Source organism: Kitasatospora sp. NPDC057015 (assembly GCF_042673745.1).
Taxonomy (GTDB): Bacteria; Actinomycetota; Actinomycetes; order Streptomycetales; family Streptomycetaceae; genus Kitasatospora.
Genome location: NZ_JBHUSG010000016.1, coordinates 125,057 through 143,116 on the forward strand (window position 1 = coordinate 125,057; position 18,060 = coordinate 143,116).

Below are 18,060 nucleotides of genomic sequence, written 5' to 3' on the forward strand. Positions count from 1 at the left end.
GGCGGCCCCCGCGCCGGGGACAACGGGTCGTGACGGCCGGCCGTCCGTCGTCGGGCGGTCGCCCACCGGAGGCTACGGGCAGCGGCCCGGGGAGCGGCCAGGGTCAGGGCGGCGGAACGGCGGGTGGTACGGCCCCTCCGGTCAGCCGGGCATCATGCCCATCTGGCGCATCATCGCGACCGAGTCCCAGCTCCACCAGCCCTCCTTCGCCTTGCCGTCCTCGAACCGGAACATCGTCATTCCCGCGCACTCGATGTCCTTGTTGCTGGCGGGCATGCCCATGTACTCCCCGATGTGGGTGCCGCGCCACATCCAGCGGGTCGCCACCTGGTCGCGGTCGGCTATCTGACTCTGGATGTCGAACGTGAAGTCGAAGGCCTTGCGGTAGCCCTCGATCATCTTCTTCACCGCGGCCGGCCCGATCGTGTCGCCGTCCATCGACGGGTCGTGGTCGCAGTAGTCCGACGCGAGGAGCTCGTCGAGGCAGGACATGTCACCCGTCGGCGGCTCCAGCAGCAGGCGGCGCGCCGCCTCCTTGTGGAGCTGGTCGTCGCGGACCAGGTCCAGGTTGGTGAACGTCGGCGGCTCCTGGCACAGGGCCACCATCTCCCGGAAGATCCGGTCGGTCTCCGGCAGACCGGAGTTGCGCATCGCCGCCTCGTAGGAGGGGAACTCGACGATCTCCACGATGTGCTGGGCGTCCTCCCGGTCCGCGCCCATCATCGCGTGGGTGGCCGTGCGCCTGCCCTGGGTCTGCTCCATCCAGCTGTCCATCAGCCGGTTCAGTGCTTCCGGCTGCTCCGTACGACACTCGACGATCTGTACAAAGGTCATCGTGGGCCTCCCGACCGAACCCCCTGGCTACCTCCGTCCGCAGACCGTGCTCCCTTACCACTGTCCCCCTCCCGCTGCCCGGGCACCACACGGCCGGATGCCGGGTCCGTTGCCCGCCACGTCCGCGGATCCGGCCGCCCGCCGCACCGGCCGCCCGTCCCCGCCGGTCAGCCGCCGCCGGGCCGGCCGGATCCCCCGGGCCGGCCGCGGTTCGCGGTGCCGATCCAGCGGGTCAGGGCGTCGAGGACGGGTTGCTCCAGTTTGGCCAGCCGGCGCATCGCGTCCACGTCGCCGACCGCGAGCGGGACCCGGGCCTCGTCGAGGGCGTGGGTGAGCTGCGCCCAGCGGTCGGCGTTGGCGATCACCTGGAGGGTGTCGTGGGCGCCGTGCAGGTGGACGGTCTCGTCGGCGGGCACGAAGCCCGGCCGGACGGGTGCCGCGACGGCCGGTCCGACCGGCGGGGAGCCGGGTGGCACCGGCGTTGGCGCCCGCGGGTCGGACCGGGCCGGGGGCCGGGCCTCGAACCGCGGGTCGAGAGGGACGAGCGGGACGATGGGGGCGGGTGGGGCGAGGGGTGACCAGGACCGGCGTCCCGCTGACGGGGCCCGGTGCTCCCCGGGGGTGCTGCTCACGCCCGTCTCAACGCGCCACCTCGCGCCGGGGCCACGCCCCCGGCGCGAGGTTCACCCGGTTGCGCCGCCCGCGGGTCCGTCCCCGCCCGCTCACCGGCCCCGTCCGCTGCCCGCCCGCTCACCGGCCCCCGGTGTCCGTGCGGGTCGGCTCGCCGCGGGTCAGCTCGGAGGGGTGCAGACGGTCGACTGCAGCGCGGGCTGCAGGGCGGGGCCGCCGGTCGCGCAGATGACGACGGGTCCGAGGGCCGCGATCTCCGGCGTGGTGACCCGCACGGAGCCGTACCGGACCCGGGTCGAGGAGGCCACGGTCTCCCAGGGGCTGCCCCAGGCGCGCTGGACCTTGACGTCCACCCGGACGAGCGTCAACTGCCCGGGATGTCCGGCGGTGACCTGGGCGATGCCGAGCACGCCCTGCTCGCCGCGCTCCTGCCAGGCGCAGGGCCGGTTGACCCCGGCCGGACAGCCGGCGCCGGGCGCCGCGGCGGCCGTGATCACCGGACCGTGCGGGTCGGAGCCGGCCGTCGGGGCCGGTGCGGCCCACGAGGGCCCGGCCATCGCGAGGGTCAGCCCGGCCGAAACGGCCGTCAGAGCTGCGATCCGAGCGCGCATTTCATCAACTCCCTTGTAAATGAAGGCACTGGACTTGCCTTGGCGAGTATTGCACATCATGTACATGTCATGACTGTGTGCTACGTCACACGCGATGTGACGAAACGACTACCGTGCGTACGTCCGGGGCGGAGCGGTGGGCGACGGAGGCGATGGGGTGCGACGAACGGAAGGGCGCCGGAGGGTTCCGGGTGCGAACAAACCGGGCATACCGGGCGTACGGTGACGATGTCCGGCGCGACCCCTGTGAGGGAGGTCTGCGATGCCCGACCCGAAGGGCTTTCTCACCACCGGGCGCCAGACCCGCAGGCGACGCCCGGTCTCCGAGCGGGCGCAGGACTGGGGAGAGGTGTACGACGGGCGCCCGCTGCTGCCCGTGGTCTCCCTGCAGGCCGGGCGCTGCATGGACTGCGGGCTCCCGTTCTGCCACAACGCCTGCCCGCTCGGGAACCTGATACCCGAGTGGAACGACCTGGTCTTCCACCAGGACTGGGAGGCCGCCGCGGAGCGGCTGCACGCCACCAACAACTTCCCCGAGTTCACCGGCCGGCTCTGCCCGGCGCCCTGCGAGAGCTCCTGCGTGCTGGCGATCAACTCGGACCCGGTGACCATCAAGGAGGTCGAGGTCGCCATCGCCGACCGCGCCTGGTCACGGGGGGAGGTCCGGCCGGAGACCGTGCCGAGGGCGACCGGCCGCAGCGTCGCCGTGGTCGGCTCCGGTCCGGCCGGGCTGGCCGGCGCCCAGCAGCTCACCAGGGCGGGGCACGCCGTGACGGTCTACGAACGTGCCGACCGGATCGGCGGACTGCTCCGCTACGGCATCCCCGACTTCCGGATGGCCAAGCGCTACCTCGACCGCCGGATCGCCCAGATGCGGGCCGAGGGCACCAGGTTCGTCACCGGCACGGCCGTGGGCACCGCCGTCGACGCCGCCGAACTGCGGAGCCGCCACGACGCGCTGCTGCTCGCCGTCGGCGCCACCGCCTGGCGCGAACTCCCGCTGCCGGGCCGGGAGCTGGAGGGCGTCCACCAGGCGATGGAGTACCTCCCGATCGCCAACCGGGTCTGCGTCGGCGACCTCGACGCCCCCACCATCAGCGCCGAGGGCAGGGACGTCGTCATCATCGGCGGCGGCGACACCGCGGCGGACTGCCTGGGCACCGCCGTGCGCCAGCACGCCCGCCGGGTCACCCAGCTGGACATCCACCCGCAGCCCCCGGCCACCCGCTCGCCGGACCAGCCCTGGCCGATCCACCCGAAGGTGCACCGGCTGACCGCCTCGCACGAGGAGGCCGGGCACCTGTACGGGGCCGGCGGCGGGCCCTGTGACGCCCCGGCGGAGCGCCGGTCCTCCTCGGAGAACCCGCCGGACGGCCGACCCCGGGGGGCGCCGGAGGGCGGACCGGACGCCGCGGGCGCCGCGCCGCACCGGTGCGGCCCCGCCGACGGAGCAGACCTCGTCCGCCCGGCCGGAGACCTCGGGACGGCTCCGGCCGGAGCAGCGGAGGCGGCCGCCGGGCCGGACATCCGGACGTACGCCGCCCGCACGGTCCGCTTCGAGGGCGACGGCGGGGGCCGGGTCGGGGGCGTCACCTTCCTGACCACCGAAGGGCCGTCCGGCGGCCCGCCGGTCGAGATCACCGTGCCCGCCCAACTGGTGCTGCTCGCCCTGGGGTTCGCCGGTCCGGAGGCGGACGGCCCGCTGGTGGGGCAGCTCGGGTTGGAGCTCGCCGCCGGGGGCACCTTCGCCCGGGACGCCGGGTTCGCCACCGGCCGGGACGGCGTCTTCGTGGCCGGCGACGCGGGCCGCGGCCAGTCGCTGATCGTCTGGGCGATCGCCGAGGGACGCTCGGCCGCCGCGGCCGTCGACCGCTACCTCACCGGCTCGACCGCCCTGCCCGCCCCGATCCGCGCGACCCATCGGCCCCTGGTGCTCTGACCGGCCGGACGCCCGGACGTCGCGGCGTCCGGCGCCCGCCCCCGTGGCGGGTGGGAAGGCGCGCGAAACGGGATGGACCGGTGGACGGACGTCTGGGAGGCTGAGGCGGTGAACCGCCGGGTCGGCAGGGTGGCGGACGCGGCGGTACGGGGGTGGCGAGGGGTGGGTGCGGGCCGCCGCGGGCCGGGCGGCCGGTGCCGGGCCGGCTCCCCGAACGTCTGAGGACCCATGCCCTCCCTGTACCCCCTGCTCTCCGCGTTCGTCCCGATCTGGGTGCTCACCGCCGTCGGCTACCTGGTGGCGAGGACGGGCCTGCTGGGGGAGCACGCCGAGGACGTCCTCGGCCGGTTCGTCTTCCAGGTCGCCATGCCCGCGGCGCTGTTCACCATGCTGGCCCGCACGCCGCTGGGCTCCTTCGCCAACGCGTCCATGCTGGCCTTCGCCGCCGGCACCCTGCTGGCCTCGTCGCTGGGCGTCGCGGTGAGCCGCTGGATCTTCGGGCGCCGGCCGGCCGACCAGGCGATCAGCGCGATGGCCTCCGGGTACGTCAACTCCGCCAACCTGGGCATCCCGGTCGCGGTCCAGGTGCTCGGTGACGCGACCTTCATCGCGCCCGTGCTGCTCTTCCAGGTGCTGCTGGTGACCCCGGTCGTCCTCGCCACCCTGGAGGCCGGCACTGGACGATCCGGCCCGGGCGACACCGACGGGAGCGCGGCCGGGGCGGGGAGTACCGGGGCGGGGAGTGCCGGGGCCGGCGGCGGTGACCCGCTGCCGGCCGGAGGGTCCGACCGGGCCCGCCGGCTGCTGCTGCTCCCGCTGCGCAACCCGGTGATCCTGGCCTCGGCGCTCGGCAGCGTGTTCTCCGCGGCCGGCTGGCACCTGCCGCCGGCCCTGGCCCACTCCGGTGAACTGCTCGGCGGGGCCGGGGTGCCGACCGCGCTGGTCGTCCTCGGGATGTCCCTGCACGGTCGGGCGACCGCCGACGGACCCGGACGGCCCGCCGAGGTCGGCGTCTCCGTGGTGATCAAGACCCTGGTGCAGCCGCTGGGCGCCTTCGCGGTCGGCAGCCTGGTCCTGCGGCTGCCCGCGCACCAGCTCCTCGCGGTGGTGGTCTGCTCCGCGCTGCCCACCGCGCAGAACGTGTTCGTCTACGCCCGCCAGTACGGGTCGAGTGCCGTCCTGGCCCGTGACTCGGTGCTGTACTCGACCCTGCTGTCGATGGTCACGCTGTCCGGCGCCGCCTGGATCCTGGGGTCGGCGCCGCACTGACGGCGGGGGCCCGGGGCGGGGTCGAAGCCCGCCCCGCGGGCGCGTTCGGCGGTGGGGTGCAGAGGGCCCCCTGGGACCGTACCGCCCCGGCGAAGCCGAAACCTTCGCGCAGGTAGCGGAATCGGCCAACGTCCCGAGCTGGGACGGAAGGTGACCGTACGTCCACCGAGGGTAGTCCGACCTGCCGATCTCCGGTCGCGGCCTGGCCGGCCCCGCCTGTCCGAGTGGCCGAAAATATTCGTCTCGCAGTCGAATATGCCATTGGAATGTTCGTCATACCGAAACTCTGAGTAGCCTTCCGTGTCGGAACAGCGACTCGCCATGGCGGTTCAGGTTGCGCCTGCTCACGTACGCCCTGCTGCCGAAAAACCCTCAGAAGGAGCCCGTGTGCCGGGTATCGACGAATGCCTGTCCCAGGCGATGGAGATCGTGGGAGCGCGCGGCGCGAGCCTGATCGACTGGAGCAGCGGACTTGCCCTCGGTACCGCGGGGGACAGCCCGACCGGGGACCACGAGGCGGTGGCAGCGGAGGCAACTGACTTGCTGCGGGCGGCTGCTGACAGTCCGACATTCGCCGACGAGAACGACGTCAGGATCCCCCTTCAGGACATCATCGTCACAGGTGGCCGAAGCTATCACCTGTTCTGCTTCGTGAGCACGGTCTTTGACAGCAGGCTCGCCCTGCACCTCTGGCTGGACCGGGCGGACGGCAACCTGGCCGGCGCGCGCTACCGGTTGCAGGCTCTGGCCGAGGAGTTGGTCCTGGCATGATCCACCCCGAGGGCCCGGCCGGGCCCGAACCCGCCGAGCCGCGCTCTCCGGCCGCAGCCACCGCCGGGAGCACCGGATCCGACGGCTTTCGGCCACGCCCCGCGCGGTTGTCCCACGGCCAGACCACCCGTCGGTACGTCAGCGCGTGCCAGCAGGCCGCCCGCGCCAGGACCGCCGTCCTGCCCGTCACCGCACGCCCCCTCGTCGCCCGCCCCACCGACGCACGGCCCGCCGATCTCCGGGGCACGACCGCCCCGGGCACCTCCTCCCGGGCGGTCCCCGGCCACCCCGTCACCCGCCGGCGGCCGATGTGAGCAGGCCACCCACCCGCTACTGGCAGCCCCCCGGCGAGACGATCGAGCGGCTCGCCGAGAACCGTGCCACCGGCGCCCTGCACGGCGAGGCCGGCACCGTGCACCTCTCGGACGGCTGGGTGGTCAACGTCGAGAGCGACCTGACCCCCGGCCTGGCGAAGCTGCTCACCGTCTGCGGCCGGATCCCGTCGGAGGTCTGGCAGGAGACCGTCCGCACCTCGGGCCCCGACTGCCGGGTCGGCCGGACCCTGCTCGAACAGGGCCGGCTGACCCGGGGCGAGCTGGAGATCTGCCACCTGGAGGCGCTGTACGACGCCGCGTTCTTCGTCCTCTGCGCGCGCTCCACCATGACCTGGTTCGAGCCCGGGGCGCGCCACTGGCTCGGGCCGGTACGCCGGGTGAGCGCCCGCACCCTGCGACGCGAGAGCGTGCGGCGGCGGGACGTGCTGGAGCGGATCTGGCCCTGGCCGCAGCTCGACAGCTCCCCGGTCGTGCCGGTGCCCGCCGCCGCTGCGGTCGCTCCCGCCGCCGTCCCTGCCGCCCCGGCCGGGCACCGGGGCGGCGCGGCCCGGACCCGGGTGCCCCGACCGAACCGGCGCCAGCGTGAGCTGTTGGCGCACGCCGACGGCCGGCGCACCCCGGGGGACCTCGCCCGGCTGCTGGGCCGCTCGGCCTTCGGCACCGCCGCCGACGTACGGCGGCTGGCCGCGGCCGGCCTGGTGGCCACGCCGTACGAGCCGGTGGCGCCGCCCACCCGTACGGTCGCGCCGCTGAGTGTGCCGGCGCCCGGGCCGGCGGCGGTGGCCCGGCCGGCGGTCGGGGACGCGGCCGCCCGGGCCGACCGGACTCCGGCGGAGGTCCGCAGGGACTCCCAGGTCGACACCGACACCGTGGAGCTCACCCTCGCCGGCCTGGAGCGCCGGGTCCCCGGCGTGGCCCTCGCCGCCGTCCCGGGCGGCCTGGCCGCCGCCCGCCGACTGACCGAACCCCGACCGACCCGCCGCCCCTCGCACGCAGCGGCCCAGCCGCTGTCCGTCACCGACCCGGACATCGCCCTGCTGCACCGGGTCCGAATCGCCCTGGAGGCCCGACTGTGACCCCCGCCCCGCCCGCCACCCGCCGACCGTGTCCATGAGGCGAGCACTCAAGCAGCGCGTCGGAAGGCGACAGCTGATCGCCTTGGAGACGGACCTGCTGGCCGAACTCCGTGCCCTGCGACACCGGGTGCCGCACCTGGCGGGCGGCCTGGTGGCGAGCGTGGACGGTCTGCTGATCGCCCACGACACGCACGGCACCGAGCCGTCCGGTCTGGCCGCCCTCACCGCGGCCGCGCTCGGTCTGGCCCAGCGCCTGGCCGACACCACCGGGCAGGGCGACTTCCGGGAGTCGCTGGTCCGCGGCGAGCACGGCTACGTGGCCACCTACTCGGCGGGATCCGGCTGCGTGCTCACCGTGCTGGCCCACCCGGACGTCAACGTGGGGCGGCTGCACCTGGAGGCCCGCCGCTCCGCGGAGCGCATCGGCGGGCTCCTGGAGGACTCCGTCGGCCCCAAGGAAGTGGGGTGAGCACGACCCGCCGGGCCGCCTGCCCGTAATCCCCCGACCGCACCACGCACGACCACTGACACCACGAAATCGGAGAACGACATGACTGACGTAGACGGCGCCCTCAAGCAGGCGATGACCTCGATCGAGGGGGCCATCGGGGCCGCGCTCGTGGACTACAACAGCGGCATGGCCCTCGGCATCCTGGACGGCGCAGGCGGGCTCGACCTCAACGTGGCGGCGGCCGGCAACACCGACGTGGTGCGGGCCAAGATGCGCACGATGGACATGCTCGGCCTCAAGGACGGCATCGAGGACATCCTGATCACCCTGAGCAGCCAGTACCACATGATCCGGCCGCTGGGCGGGCGGACCGGCAAGGGGCTCTTCCTCTACCTGGCGCTCGACCGGGGCCGCGCCAACCTGGCGATGGCCCGGCACCAGCTCACCCGCATCGAGGCCGAACTGGAGCTCTGACCGAGGGGCCGCGCGCGGTCGACGGCCCGCCGACGACCGCGGGCCGACTCCGCCGGGTGCCGGGCCCGCTGACGGGTCGACGGTGAAGGGCGACGGGTGGACCCCGGGTGGCGTACCGCGCCCGGGGCACCGTCCGGCAGACGGGGGCGGGCCTCCGCGGCCCGCCCTCCGGCATGTGCCCCGGATGCGCCGGGGAGGCCCGGTCGGCCGGTGGAGCCGGCCGGTGGACGGATCCGGCCTTCCCCCTCGCCCCTCGGCCGAGGGGTTCGCTCGTTCGAGTGGGATTCGCGGCGGGGCGGCCCGTTCCGGCGATGGGTCGGGCACGATGTGTCGCGTCCGCCGGATCCGGATCGCCTGCCCGGGAGGGACCCACCATGTCCGTCACCCCTGCGCCCGCCGCGCCCGCCGGTGCGGAAGGCCCCCGGCCCGACGGTGTCCGGCCCGACGGTGTCCGGCGCGGGGCGCCGGCGGTCGCGCGCGCGTCGCGCGCCCGCGGCGAGGCCCGCCCGTGCAGCTGACGATCAGTCGTGCGGACCCGGACCTGGGGCGGGTCGAGGAGGCGGTCGGCGGCCTGCTGGACAGGCTGCCGCTGGCGGCCGACGCCCACCACCAGGTGATCACCGCCGTCCTCGAAGCCGTCTCCAACGCCGTCCGGCACGGTCGGCGCGAGGGCGGGCTCGGCTGGGTGCTGCTGGAGGCCGGTGTCTTCGACGGGTCCGTGACGGTGACCGTCACGGACGACGGCCCGGGTTTCGACCCCGGGGCCTGCCCGGACCCCCGCGCTCCCGAGCGACTGCTGCTGCCCGGCGGGCGGGGCGTGTTCCTGATGCGGAACCTCATGGACGGCGTCGAGTTCGCCTTCCCGCCCGGAGGCGGCACCACGGTGACGCTGCGCAAGTCCCTGTCCGCCGCGCCGGGCGGCGGCGCATCCCTCCAGGGAGAACCACGCATGGATGTCTCGACCCGGCTCTCCGGTGACGTCACGATCCTCGACCTCAAGGGGGAGATCACGATCGGGGTCGGCGACGTGCAGGTGCGGACGGCCGTCCGCGAGGCACTGGACGCCGGCGCCACCAAGATCCTCGTCAACATGGCCGACGTGACCGCCGTCGACTCCTCGGGGATCGGCGAGCTGGTCGGCGGCTACACCACCGCGAACAACCGCGGCGCGAAGCTGGCCCTGCTCGCCCCGCCCCCCAAGGTCCGGGACATCCTCGTCATCACCCGGCTCATCACCGTGTTCGACGTCTACGAGGACGAGGCCGAGGCCCTCGCGTCCCTCTGAGGCGCCCGCGCCGGGCGCCACCACGGGGACGGGGCCCGGCGCGAGCGGCCGTGGTCGACGGGGGCACCGGTGGCCGCCGTCGGCAGCGGACGCAACGGGTCGGCGGGGCTGTTACACATCCGCCCGGAGGCTGTTACACGGCTGCGCGAGGTCCGTGCGGAGCGCTTCCTAACGTGAGCCGTGTCAGCCCCGGCCAGCAGGGTCGGGAGCGGCCAACCCAGGAGGTTTCCCCATGTCAGGTCACCTGACCGACCGCGCGTCCGGCCGTCCCTCGGGCGCGGGGAGGGCTCGGCGCGCGGTCAGGCTCGCCCTCGTCTGCGCCGGTGCCGCGGTCGCGCTGGCGGCCGCGGGTTCCGCCGCATTCGCGGACGGCAGCCCGGCCCCGGCCCCCTCGGTGAGCGCCCCCGCCGCCCCGGCCCCCGCCGCCCCGGTCCCCTCGGTGAGCGCCCCCGCCGGTTCGGGGGCCGCCCCCGCCGTCTCGCCGCGCGTCGCGAGCCCCTCGCCGGCCCCGGCCGCCCCGGCGGACCGCGGCTCCGGCACGGCGCAGGTCACCTCCGTCCCCCGGGGCGGTGCCCAGACCGGTGAGGCGGAGACCGGCCGCTCGACCGTCACCGTGCTGGCCGGCTCCGGCCTGGCCGTCGCGGGCGTGGCGGGTATCGGCTTCGCCGTCGCCCGGCGCCGTGCCGGCGCACAGGGCTGACCGCAGCCGTCGCGGCCGGCAGCCTGTCGCTCGCGCTCGCGGCGCTGATCCTCGTACCGGCTCCGCGGCACGATCCGGTCCGGATCGAGTTCGCCGGCCGCGCCCCCGAGGCCACCGGAGCCGCGGCCGACACCGGTGCGGGCCGGGCCCCGCAGACCGCGGGGGCAGCCGTACCGGCCGCGCCCGCCGGGGGAGACCAGGCGGCTCCCGCGGCCAACGCCGTGCCGGCACCGCCCGTCCGCCTGCTGATCCCCCGGATCGGGGTGGACGCCCCGGTGGAGGGCGGCGGGCTCAACCCGGACGGCACGGTGGAGGTGCCGCCGGCCGACCGCCCGGGGCAGGTCGACTGGTACCGCGAGGGGCCCGCACCCGGTCAGCGCGGCCCGGCGGTGATCCTCGGCCACTACGACACCCGCAAGGGCCCGGCGGTCTTCCACCGCCTCCCGCAACTGCGGCCGGGGGACCGGATCGACATCCGCCGCGGCGACGGCAGCACCGTCTCCTTCACCGTCCGCGAGCTGCAGCAGTTCCTTAAGTCGCGGTTCCCGACCGCGACCGTCTACGGCGACACCGACACCCCGCAGCTGCGACTGATCACCTGCGGCGGCCGGGTCGCCTCCGACGGCCACTACACCGACAACATCATCGTGCTGGCCGACCTGGCCGGTACGAAGGCGGCCACGGGCTGAACCACCGGACGCGCGGCGGGGTCGAACCTCGGGCCGAGTCGCCGGTCCGGTCAGGCGCCGCCACCTGGTCACCGCCGGAAACGGCCTGCTCAGTGCAGGTGTCCCGGCCGGGGCCCGGGGCGCCCGCCGCAGGCCCGGGTGCAACCGGCGAACGGCGCGGCGCGTAATGCAGGGTGGACCACCCGGTCGGCGTGACCCGCCGCCGTCCCGATCTGAAAGGCGCCCCCACGTGAGGACACGGCTCGGCCGAGCGATATCGGGATGGGGCGTGGCCCTGGCGGGGCTTGCCGTCCTGGTCACCGCCGGCTGCACCTCCACCGGGCAGCTGCACGACGCCGGGCAGACCCGGCCCGTCACCGCCCGCCCGAGCCCTCAGCAGCTCTGGGCCGCCGCGGACGTCTCCCCGGTGCCGTCGCAGGCCCCGACCGGCCAGCCGTCGCCCGTCCCGGTGCCGGGCGTCGGCGTGGAGGGGGACGACATCCGCGCGGTGGACGTCCGGCTGCTGCTGGAGAAGGACCCGGCGGTCCAGCCGGAGGAGCGGACGGCCGCACAGGGCTGCACCGGCTGCGCCGTACGGCCCGCGCAGTACCGGGACCTCACCGGCGACGGCCGCGCGGAACTCCTCACGGCCGTGGTCACCGCCGAGCGGCGGGCCTACCTGCACGTCTACACCCTGCGCGAGCGTCAGGTCCTGCCGGTGCTGGCCCTCCAGATGCCGACCGGCTTCAGCGCGGACACCGTCGGCGCCGACCTGCTGGTCCACGAGCCGACCAACGAGGTCACCGAGACCAACAGCACCTACCGCTGGAACGGCGTCCGACTGGCCTTCGACAACCGGCAGATCCGGGCGACCGGACCGGCCGCGGAGGTGCCGGGCTGCCCGCCCGGCGGCTCGCCGGAGTCCCGCGACCCGGGCCGGCGCAGCCCGCAACCCACCGTGACCGCCCCGCAGGGCGGCAGCGGCGCCGGCGGCCGGGACCCGAACCCGGTGGTCAGCAGGCCGGCCGCGGGCGCCCGACCGGAGCCCGCGCCCTCCGCGGCGCCCTCGACCGCACCACAGGCAGCCGTGCCCTCCCCGGCGAGGCGCTCGTGACCGGCCCCGCCGCCGCACCGCGGATCCTGCTGGTCGAGGACGACGAGGTGATCCGCGAGGCGACCCGGATGGCCCTGGAGCGCTACGGGTTCCCCGTCGACACCGCCGCCGACGGCCTGGAGGGCCTGGAGCGGTTCCGCGCCCAGCCGCCGGACCTCCTGCTGCTCGACGTCATGCTGCCGCTGCTCGACGGCGTCGGCCTCTGCCGGCGGATCCGCGAGGAGAGCCTGCTGCCGATCCTGATGATGTCGGCCCGCACCGAGCCGATCGACGTCATCTCCGGGCTGGAGGCCGGCGCCGACGACTACATCGTCAAACCCTTCGAGACGGCCGTCCTGGTGGCCCGGATCCGGACGGTGCTGCGCCGCACCGGCCTCGGCACCCGGCCGCTCGCCGAGCCGCCGGCCCCCGGCGCCGCGCCCGGCCCGGCCACGGCTCCCGCACCCGCGGCCGAGGCCGCCCCGCGGACGCCGCGCGCCCTGCGGGAGATCGACGGCCTGGAGGTCGACACCGAGGCGATGGAGGTCCGGGCCGACGGACGCCGGGTGCCGCTCACCCCGACCGAACTGCGGCTGCTGCTGGAGTTCACCGCCGCCCCCGGCGTGGTGCTGGAGCGGCACACCCTGCTGGAACGCGTCTGGGACTACTCCTGGGGCGCCGACACCCGGGTGGTGGACGTGCACGTCCAGCGGCTGCGCGCCAAGATCGGGGCGGAGCGGATCGAGACCATCCGCGGCTTCGGCTACAAGCTGCGGCGCCGGCGGTGAACCTCCGCCGGCAGATCGCCGTCACCGTCGCCGTGGTGTCGTTCCTGGTCGCGCTCACCCTCGGCCTGCTGGTCCACCAGGCCTCCGTCGGCCAGCACACCGAGCAGGCCCGCCGGTCCGCCGAGGCGGCCCTGGACTCGCTGCTCACCGGCTACTCCCGCACCGGCGAGGTCCTGGGCCCGACCTCCGCCGTCGAGGAGGCCGTCACCCCCGCCGGGGCCGCCCGCCCGGCCGGCGGGCCCCCGGAGGAGCTGCGCCGGCTGGCGGCGCAGGGCCACGAGGGCTCGATGCTGGGGCCGGGGCCGTACGGCCGCGCGATGTGGGCGGCCGCCGGCACCGGCGGCAAGGTGTTCTCCGTCCGGGTCGACTACGCCGAGGACGAACGGGCGGTCGCCGAACTCGACCGGACGATCCTGCTCTCCGCCACCCTGGCGGTGGCCGTCACGGTGCTCGCCGGGGTGCTCGCCGCCGACCGGATCAGCAGCCGGCTGCGCACCGCCGCCCGCACCGCCCGCACCATCGCCCAGGGAGACCTGGCGGCCCGGATCGGCCCGCTCGGCGGGCCGCGCGACGAGGTGGCCGACCTCGCGGCCGCCGTCGACTCCATGTCGGCCGTGCTGCGCAGCAGGCTGGCCGGCGAGCAGCGCTTCACCGCCGACGTCGCGCACGAACTGCGCACCCCGCTGACCGGCCTGCTCACCGCCGCCGAACTCCTGCCGCCGGGCCGCCCCACCGAGCTGGTCCGGGACCGGGTGCGGTTCCTGTGCGGGCTGACGGAGGATCTGCTGGAGGTCTCCCGGCTGGACGCGCGGGCCGAGCCCGCCGACCTGTCCGCGCTGCGGCTCGGGCCCCTGCTCACCGGCATCACCGCGGCCGACCCGGCGGTGCGGCTGCGGATCGACGCCGACGCGGCGGTGACCACCGACCCCCGCCGGCTCGACCGGATCGTCTCCAACCTGCTGGCGAACGCCCACCGCCACGGCCTGCCCCCGGTCGAGGTCCGGGTGCAGGGCGACACGGTGACCATCCGCGACCACGGCCCCGGCTACCCGGACGACGTCCTGCGGGACGGCCCGCAGCGCTTCCGCACCGGCGCGCGCGAGCGGGGCCACGGTCACGGTCTCGGGCTCACCATCGCGCAGGGCCATGCCGGGGCGATCGGAGTGGAGCTGCTGTTGCGCAACCACCCGGACGGCGGAGCGGTGGCCGAACTTCGGCTCCCGGCGGGGGAGTTGGCGGAACCACCGGGGTCGGCAGGTCCGTCGGGTTCGTCGGACTCGTTGGGTTCGTCGGGCTCGGTTGGCTCGGTGGCGAGAGCCGAGGGGCAGACGCCCGACCTCAGTCGGTCCTGACGTCGGCGAACACCACGTCGAACTCCTCCAGGCCGGTGACGGTCACATGGGCCTTGGCGGCGCTCTCCCCGCGGGCGGCCGCCTGGCCCGAGCGCGAAGCGGCCAGCGCCCCGCGGTCGGCGAACATCACGCCGACCGTGCCGCGTCCGCGCTCCCGGTCGACGAACAGGGTCGTTCCGATCAGGCCGTCCAGGGTCTCCAACCTGGGCAGCGTGGTGCTCCGGAAGGTCTCGACCAGCAGGTCGACGTCCTCCGGCGCGATCTCCAGCCTGCTGAGCCGCATCGCGGCCCCGGCCCCGGGGCGCCGGATCCGGTGGAAGACCGCGGCCTCGTAGTCGGCTGCCGCGACGGTCGCCGCGAAGGGCTCCAGCAGCGCCCGCCGCCTGTCCCGCAGCTGCTCGTCGCTGTCCCTCCTGGCCTGCTCGCCCTCCCACCAGGTCACGCCCAGCAGCTTGCCCAGCTCACCGTCCTTGAACAGGCCGAACCCGCGGAACCCCGGTTGCCCGGTGAGGAAGTCGCGGTCGGCGGTGAGCCTGTCGACCGCCCCGTCGAGCAGTCCCGGGTCACCCGTGACATACAGCGTGCGCACGAACATGGCGCCTCCCGGCATCGGGCGGCGCACCGCGGCGGTACACCGCCGGGGACACGAGGTCCGAGGCCCGGGCCCCGTCATCTGCCACGGACCAGTCTTCTCCCGGCGCCGGACCGGCACAAGCGTCCGGCCGCCCGGTACCCCCCTCGGGAGGCCACACCCGATGGGCCGATGTGGCGGCCGGTCGGCGGTCGAGCGGTGCGTCCCGCGCCCGACCGCGTGTTCCGTCTGCTATCTCTGGACTCCCCACCCTCCCGTACCCCCCGTCCGTCTCGGTGCCCGTTTCGCGCAGAGAGAGGCCAGATGACCAGCACGGGCCCGGTCAGCCTGGGCGCCCCGGGGTTCGCCGGCCCCCTCGGCGCCGGTGGGGTGCGGCGCCGCCCCGTGATCGCCGCCACCGTGCTGGCCGCGCTGCTCCACGGCGTCTGGGCGCTCTACCTGGCGCACGACGCGGGCGACCTGGCGGCCCAGTACGCGTGGACCGACTTCACCCGGCAGTTCCCGGCCTCGGCCTACAACCTGTCCTGGTACGGCGGCATGCACACCGCCTCCTACAGTCTGGTCTCGCCGTACCTGATGAGCTGGCTCGGCGTCCGCACGGCGGGCGTCCTCGCGGGGACGCTCTCCGCCGCGCTCGCGGCCCGGCTGCTGGTCCGCCCGGAGGTGGCCCGGCCGCTGTGGCCCGCACTCTGGACGGCCGTCGCGCTCTGGTGCAACGTCGCCTCGGGCCGGGTCACCTTCGCCATCGGCGTCGCCTTCGGCCTGGCGGCCGTGGCGCTGCTGTTCCCGCCCGGGCCGGCCACCGCGGTACCCCCCGGCCCGGACGGGCGCCGCTCGTCGGCCCGCTCGGGCGCCGTGTTCGCGCTCGCCGCCGCCGCCACCATAGGAAGCCCCCTGGTCGGCCTGTTCCTGGGGGTGGTCGCCGCCGCCCTGCTGCGCACCGGCCGGCGGCTGGACGCCTGCGTGCTCGTCGCCGGTCCGCTGCTGGTGCTGGTGGGGACGGCGCTGCTCTTCCCCTTCGAGGGCGAGCAGCCCTTCGACTGGTACGTGGCGGTGCCGCTCGCCGTCTCGGCGGCCGCGCTCCCGCCGCTGCTGCCACGAGCCTGGCGGACCGTCCGCGCGGGCGCGCCGGTCTACGCCCTCGGGGTCGTGCTGACCTGGCTGGTCCCCTCACCCGTCGGCAGCAACGTCGAGCGCCTGCCGCTGCTCTTCGGAGGCACCGTGCTGCTCGCCGCCGCCCTGCAGCCCGCCATCTCGCGCCCGGCCGTCGAGACCGCGCTCCCCGCCACCGGCGCCGGCCCCGACGCCCGCCCCGGCGCGGGCCTCCGCGGCCACCTCGCCCGGCTGCGGCGCCACCGGGCCCTCGCGGCGGGCACCGCCTTCCTCGCCGTCGCCGGCTGGCAGCTGGTCAAGCCGGCCGGCGACCTCGCCACCACCGTCCCGGTCTCGGCCACGGCCCGGGACACCGCGCCGCTGATCGCCGAGCTGCGCCGGATCGGCGCCGACCGCGGCAGGGTGGAGGTGGTGCCGCTGCGCACCCACCTGGAGGCCTCGGGAATCGCCCCGTACGTCAATCTCGCCCGCGGGTGGAACCGGCAGGCGGACGTCTCCCGCAACCCGCTCTTCTACACCGGTGCGCTGACCGCCGACGAGTACCACGCCTGGCTGCGGCACTGGGGCGTCGGCTACGTGGTGCTGCCCGCCGACGCCCCGGACGACGCGGCCGTGGAGGAGGCCCGGATCGTCGCCGCCGGCCACCCGTGGCTCAGCCCGGTCTGGCAGGACGAGCGGTGGCGGTTGTTCCGGGTCGTCGACACCGCCCCGCTGGTCGAGCCGCCGGGCACCGTCCGCGAGGCGGGCCCCGCCGTCCTCACCGTGGACGTCGCGGACGCCGGCCCGGTCCTGCTGCGCGTCCCCTGGTCGCCCTGGCTGGGCGTCGAGGGGGCGGACGGCGCCCACGGGTGCCTGGCCGAGGCCGGCGAGTGGACGATGCTCTACGCGTCCCGCCCGGGCACCTACCGGGTGGCCGGCCGGTACGGGCTGACCCGCGGCAGCCGCTGCCCGGCGCAGCCGGCCGGACCCTAGGTCACCCCGGGACGCCCGGCGACGCCCCGGGGGCCTCGCCGGACTGGTCGGCCCTAGAGGTAGTCCTCCAGCCGGGCCAGCGCGAAGCCCTGGCCGGTCACGGTGTTCAGCACCTGGCGGAGCATGTCGGGCATAGTGCCCTTCCACAGCGTGGGGCCGCGGAAGTGGGTGAGGATGATGTCGCCGGGGTGCAGTCGCTGGTCCGCGTAGCGCCACTCCATGTGGTCGGCGAACGCCTCCTCGTTCCACAGCGCCGCGGCCTCGATGCCGCAGGAGGCGGCGGCCTTCAGCGTGTCCTCGGTGAACTCGCCGTAGGGCGGGCGGAAGAGCCTGGGCCGGGCGCCGATCTCGCGCTCGATCTCGTCCTGCTGCCCGCAGATCTCCTGGCGCTGCTGGTCGTACGTCAGTTTCCGCAGGTCGCGGTGGTTGACGGTGTGGTTCTGGATGGAGTCGCCCTGGTCGGCGAGGCCGCGGAAGTAGCCGTAGTCCGGGCGGGCCAGGTAGCCGGAGACGAAGGCGGTGAAGGGGATTCCGAGCTCGCGGGTCATCCGGGCGAACTCCGGGTCCTTCTCGGCGCCGTCGTCCACGGTCAGGAAGACGACCTTCTCGTCGGTGGGCACCCGGGCCACCACCGGCGGGAGTCCCGGGCGCAGGGCCACGCCCTGGCCGGCCCGCAGCTCGGGCGGGTTCGCCGGCGGCTGCGGTGCGGCGATCGGGCGGGTGTCGAGCCCCCAGGAGCGTACGGTCTCCATGGCCTGGCGTTCGACCGCCTCGCGGAGCGCCGCCGCGTCGGCGCTGTTGCGCTCCTGGTTGCGGGCGCTCCCGGGCAGGGCGAGCGGCGCGGCGGGCGGCAGGGCGACCCGCTCCGCCGGGGTGCCGGGCGAATGCGGGGCCGCGGGGGAGCGGGGGGCGTCCGCCCGCGGGGGCGTGACCTGGCCGGTGCAGCCGGCTATGACGGTCGACAGGCAGAGCAGGACGGCTGCACGGGGCGAGGAGCGTGCGCCTCGACTTGACCGATCATATGAAGAATGCCGCATGGGATCAGCAATCCCCCGGGCCGGGGCCCGGTCAATCCCGCCATCACCCGACCGGCCCTCGGACCGGTAC

General features: G+C 75.6%; 18 protein-coding genes. 13 read left to right on the plus strand and 5 right to left on the minus strand.

Features of this window, described 5'->3' with window-relative positions; all coding sequences use genetic code 11:
* Positions 1-141: 141 nt before the first annotated feature.
* The 3 genes from ACFTWP_RS17900 to ACFTWP_RS17910 form a co-directional block, all read right to left on the minus strand.
* Positions 142-834, minus strand: coding sequence for an ester cyclase (locus tag ACFTWP_RS17900; RefSeq protein WP_380265525.1), 693 nt, complete (start codon positions 832-834; stop codon positions 142-144).
* A gap of 167 nt (positions 835-1,001) precedes the next feature.
* On the minus strand, positions 1,002-1,310 hold the full coding sequence (locus ACFTWP_RS17905; RefSeq protein WP_380265526.1) for a hypothetical protein: 309 nt from the start codon (positions 1,308-1,310) through the stop codon (positions 1,002-1,004).
* A gap of 315 nt (positions 1,311-1,625) precedes the next feature.
* Positions 1,626-2,075 (minus strand): hypothetical protein, encoded by a 450-nt coding sequence (locus ACFTWP_RS17910; RefSeq protein ID WP_380265527.1) that lies wholly within the window; start codon positions 2,073-2,075, stop codon positions 1,626-1,628.
* Between the two features lie 262 nt (positions 2,076-2,337).
* Here ACFTWP_RS17910 and ACFTWP_RS17915 point away from each other — a divergent pair, with 262 nt between their 5' ends.
* The 12 genes from ACFTWP_RS17915 to ACFTWP_RS17970 all read left to right on the plus strand — a co-directional run bounded on the left by ACFTWP_RS17915 (position 2,338) and on the right by ACFTWP_RS17970 (position 14,276).
* The gene (locus tag ACFTWP_RS17915) at positions 2,338-4,014 is read left to right on the plus strand and encodes a glutamate synthase subunit beta (RefSeq protein ID WP_380265528.1); all 1,677 of its coding nucleotides are present in this window, start codon (positions 2,338-2,340) and stop codon (positions 4,012-4,014) included.
* Positions 4,015-4,242: 228 nt separating this feature from the next.
* A complete protein-coding gene (locus ACFTWP_RS17920; RefSeq protein ID WP_380265529.1) occupies positions 4,243-5,283 on the plus strand; it encodes an AEC family transporter in 1,041 nt (346 codons plus the stop codon).
* 387 nt (positions 5,284-5,670) lie between these two features.
* Positions 5,671-6,054 carry a hypothetical protein gene (locus ACFTWP_RS17925; protein WP_380265531.1) on the plus strand — a complete coding sequence of 128 codons (384 nt, stop codon included), beginning with the start codon at positions 5,671-5,673 and terminating at the stop codon, positions 6,052-6,054.
* A 310-nt stretch (positions 6,055-6,364) separates the two neighbouring features.
* Entirely contained in the window at positions 6,365-7,465 is a 1,101-nt protein-coding gene (locus ACFTWP_RS17930; RefSeq protein ID WP_380265533.1) for a hypothetical protein, read from the plus strand.
* 34 nt (positions 7,466-7,499) lie between these two features.
* Complete coding sequence (locus ACFTWP_RS17935; protein WP_380265535.1) at positions 7,500-7,934, plus strand: roadblock/LC7 domain-containing protein; 435 nt, start codon at positions 7,500-7,502, stop codon at positions 7,932-7,934.
* A gap of 81 nt (positions 7,935-8,015) precedes the next feature.
* Positions 8,016-8,390 (plus strand): hypothetical protein, encoded by a 375-nt coding sequence (locus tag ACFTWP_RS17940; RefSeq protein WP_380265536.1) that lies wholly within the window; start codon positions 8,016-8,018, stop codon positions 8,388-8,390.
* 508 nt (positions 8,391-8,898) lie between these two features.
* On the plus strand, positions 8,899-9,675 hold the full coding sequence (locus tag ACFTWP_RS17945; RefSeq protein ID WP_380265537.1) for an anti-sigma factor antagonist: 777 nt from the start codon (positions 8,899-8,901) through the stop codon (positions 9,673-9,675).
* Between the two features lie 232 nt (positions 9,676-9,907).
* The gene (locus ACFTWP_RS17950; protein WP_380265538.1) at positions 9,908-10,375 is read left to right on the plus strand and encodes a hypothetical protein; all 468 of its coding nucleotides are present in this window, start codon (positions 9,908-9,910) and stop codon (positions 10,373-10,375) included.
* 221 nt (positions 10,376-10,596) lie between these two features.
* Entirely contained in the window at positions 10,597-11,064 is a 468-nt protein-coding gene (locus ACFTWP_RS17955) for a class F sortase (protein WP_380265539.1), read from the plus strand.
* 268 nt (positions 11,065-11,332) lie between these two features.
* Positions 11,333-12,157, plus strand: a complete 825-nt coding sequence (locus ACFTWP_RS17960; protein ID WP_380265540.1) for a hypothetical protein — start codon at positions 11,333-11,335, stop codon at positions 12,155-12,157.
* Between the two features lie 68 nt (positions 12,158-12,225).
* The gene (locus tag ACFTWP_RS17965) at positions 12,226-12,924 is read left to right on the plus strand and encodes a response regulator (protein WP_380265566.1); all 699 of its coding nucleotides are present in this window, start codon (positions 12,226-12,228) and stop codon (positions 12,922-12,924) included.
* On the plus strand, positions 12,921-14,276 hold the full coding sequence (locus tag ACFTWP_RS17970; RefSeq protein WP_380265542.1) for an ATP-binding protein: 1,356 nt from the start codon (positions 12,921-12,923) through the stop codon (positions 14,274-14,276). Before ACFTWP_RS17965 ends, ACFTWP_RS17970 begins: the two co-directional genes overlap by 4 nt.
* On the opposite strand, the gene ACFTWP_RS17975 is transcribed toward ACFTWP_RS17970, so the two are convergent.
* Positions 14,263-14,871 (minus strand): hypothetical protein, encoded by a 609-nt coding sequence (locus ACFTWP_RS17975; RefSeq protein WP_380265543.1) that lies wholly within the window; start codon positions 14,869-14,871, stop codon positions 14,263-14,265. The two genes, ACFTWP_RS17970 and ACFTWP_RS17975, sit on opposite strands and share 14 nt — an antisense overlap.
* A 300-nt stretch (positions 14,872-15,171) precedes the next feature.
* Between ACFTWP_RS17975 and ACFTWP_RS17980 the strand changes: the two genes are divergently transcribed.
* A complete protein-coding gene (locus ACFTWP_RS17980) occupies positions 15,172-16,953 on the plus strand; it encodes an MFS transporter (RefSeq protein WP_380265544.1) in 1,782 nt (593 codons plus the stop codon).
* A 53-nt stretch (positions 16,954-17,006) separates the two neighbouring features.
* On the opposite strand, the gene ACFTWP_RS17985 is transcribed toward ACFTWP_RS17980, so the two are convergent.
* Positions 17,007-17,990 carry a polysaccharide deacetylase family protein gene (locus tag ACFTWP_RS17985; RefSeq protein ID WP_380265546.1) on the minus strand — a complete coding sequence of 328 codons (984 nt, stop codon included), beginning with the start codon at positions 17,988-17,990 and terminating at the stop codon, positions 17,007-17,009.
* Positions 17,991-18,060 lie beyond the last annotated feature (70 nt).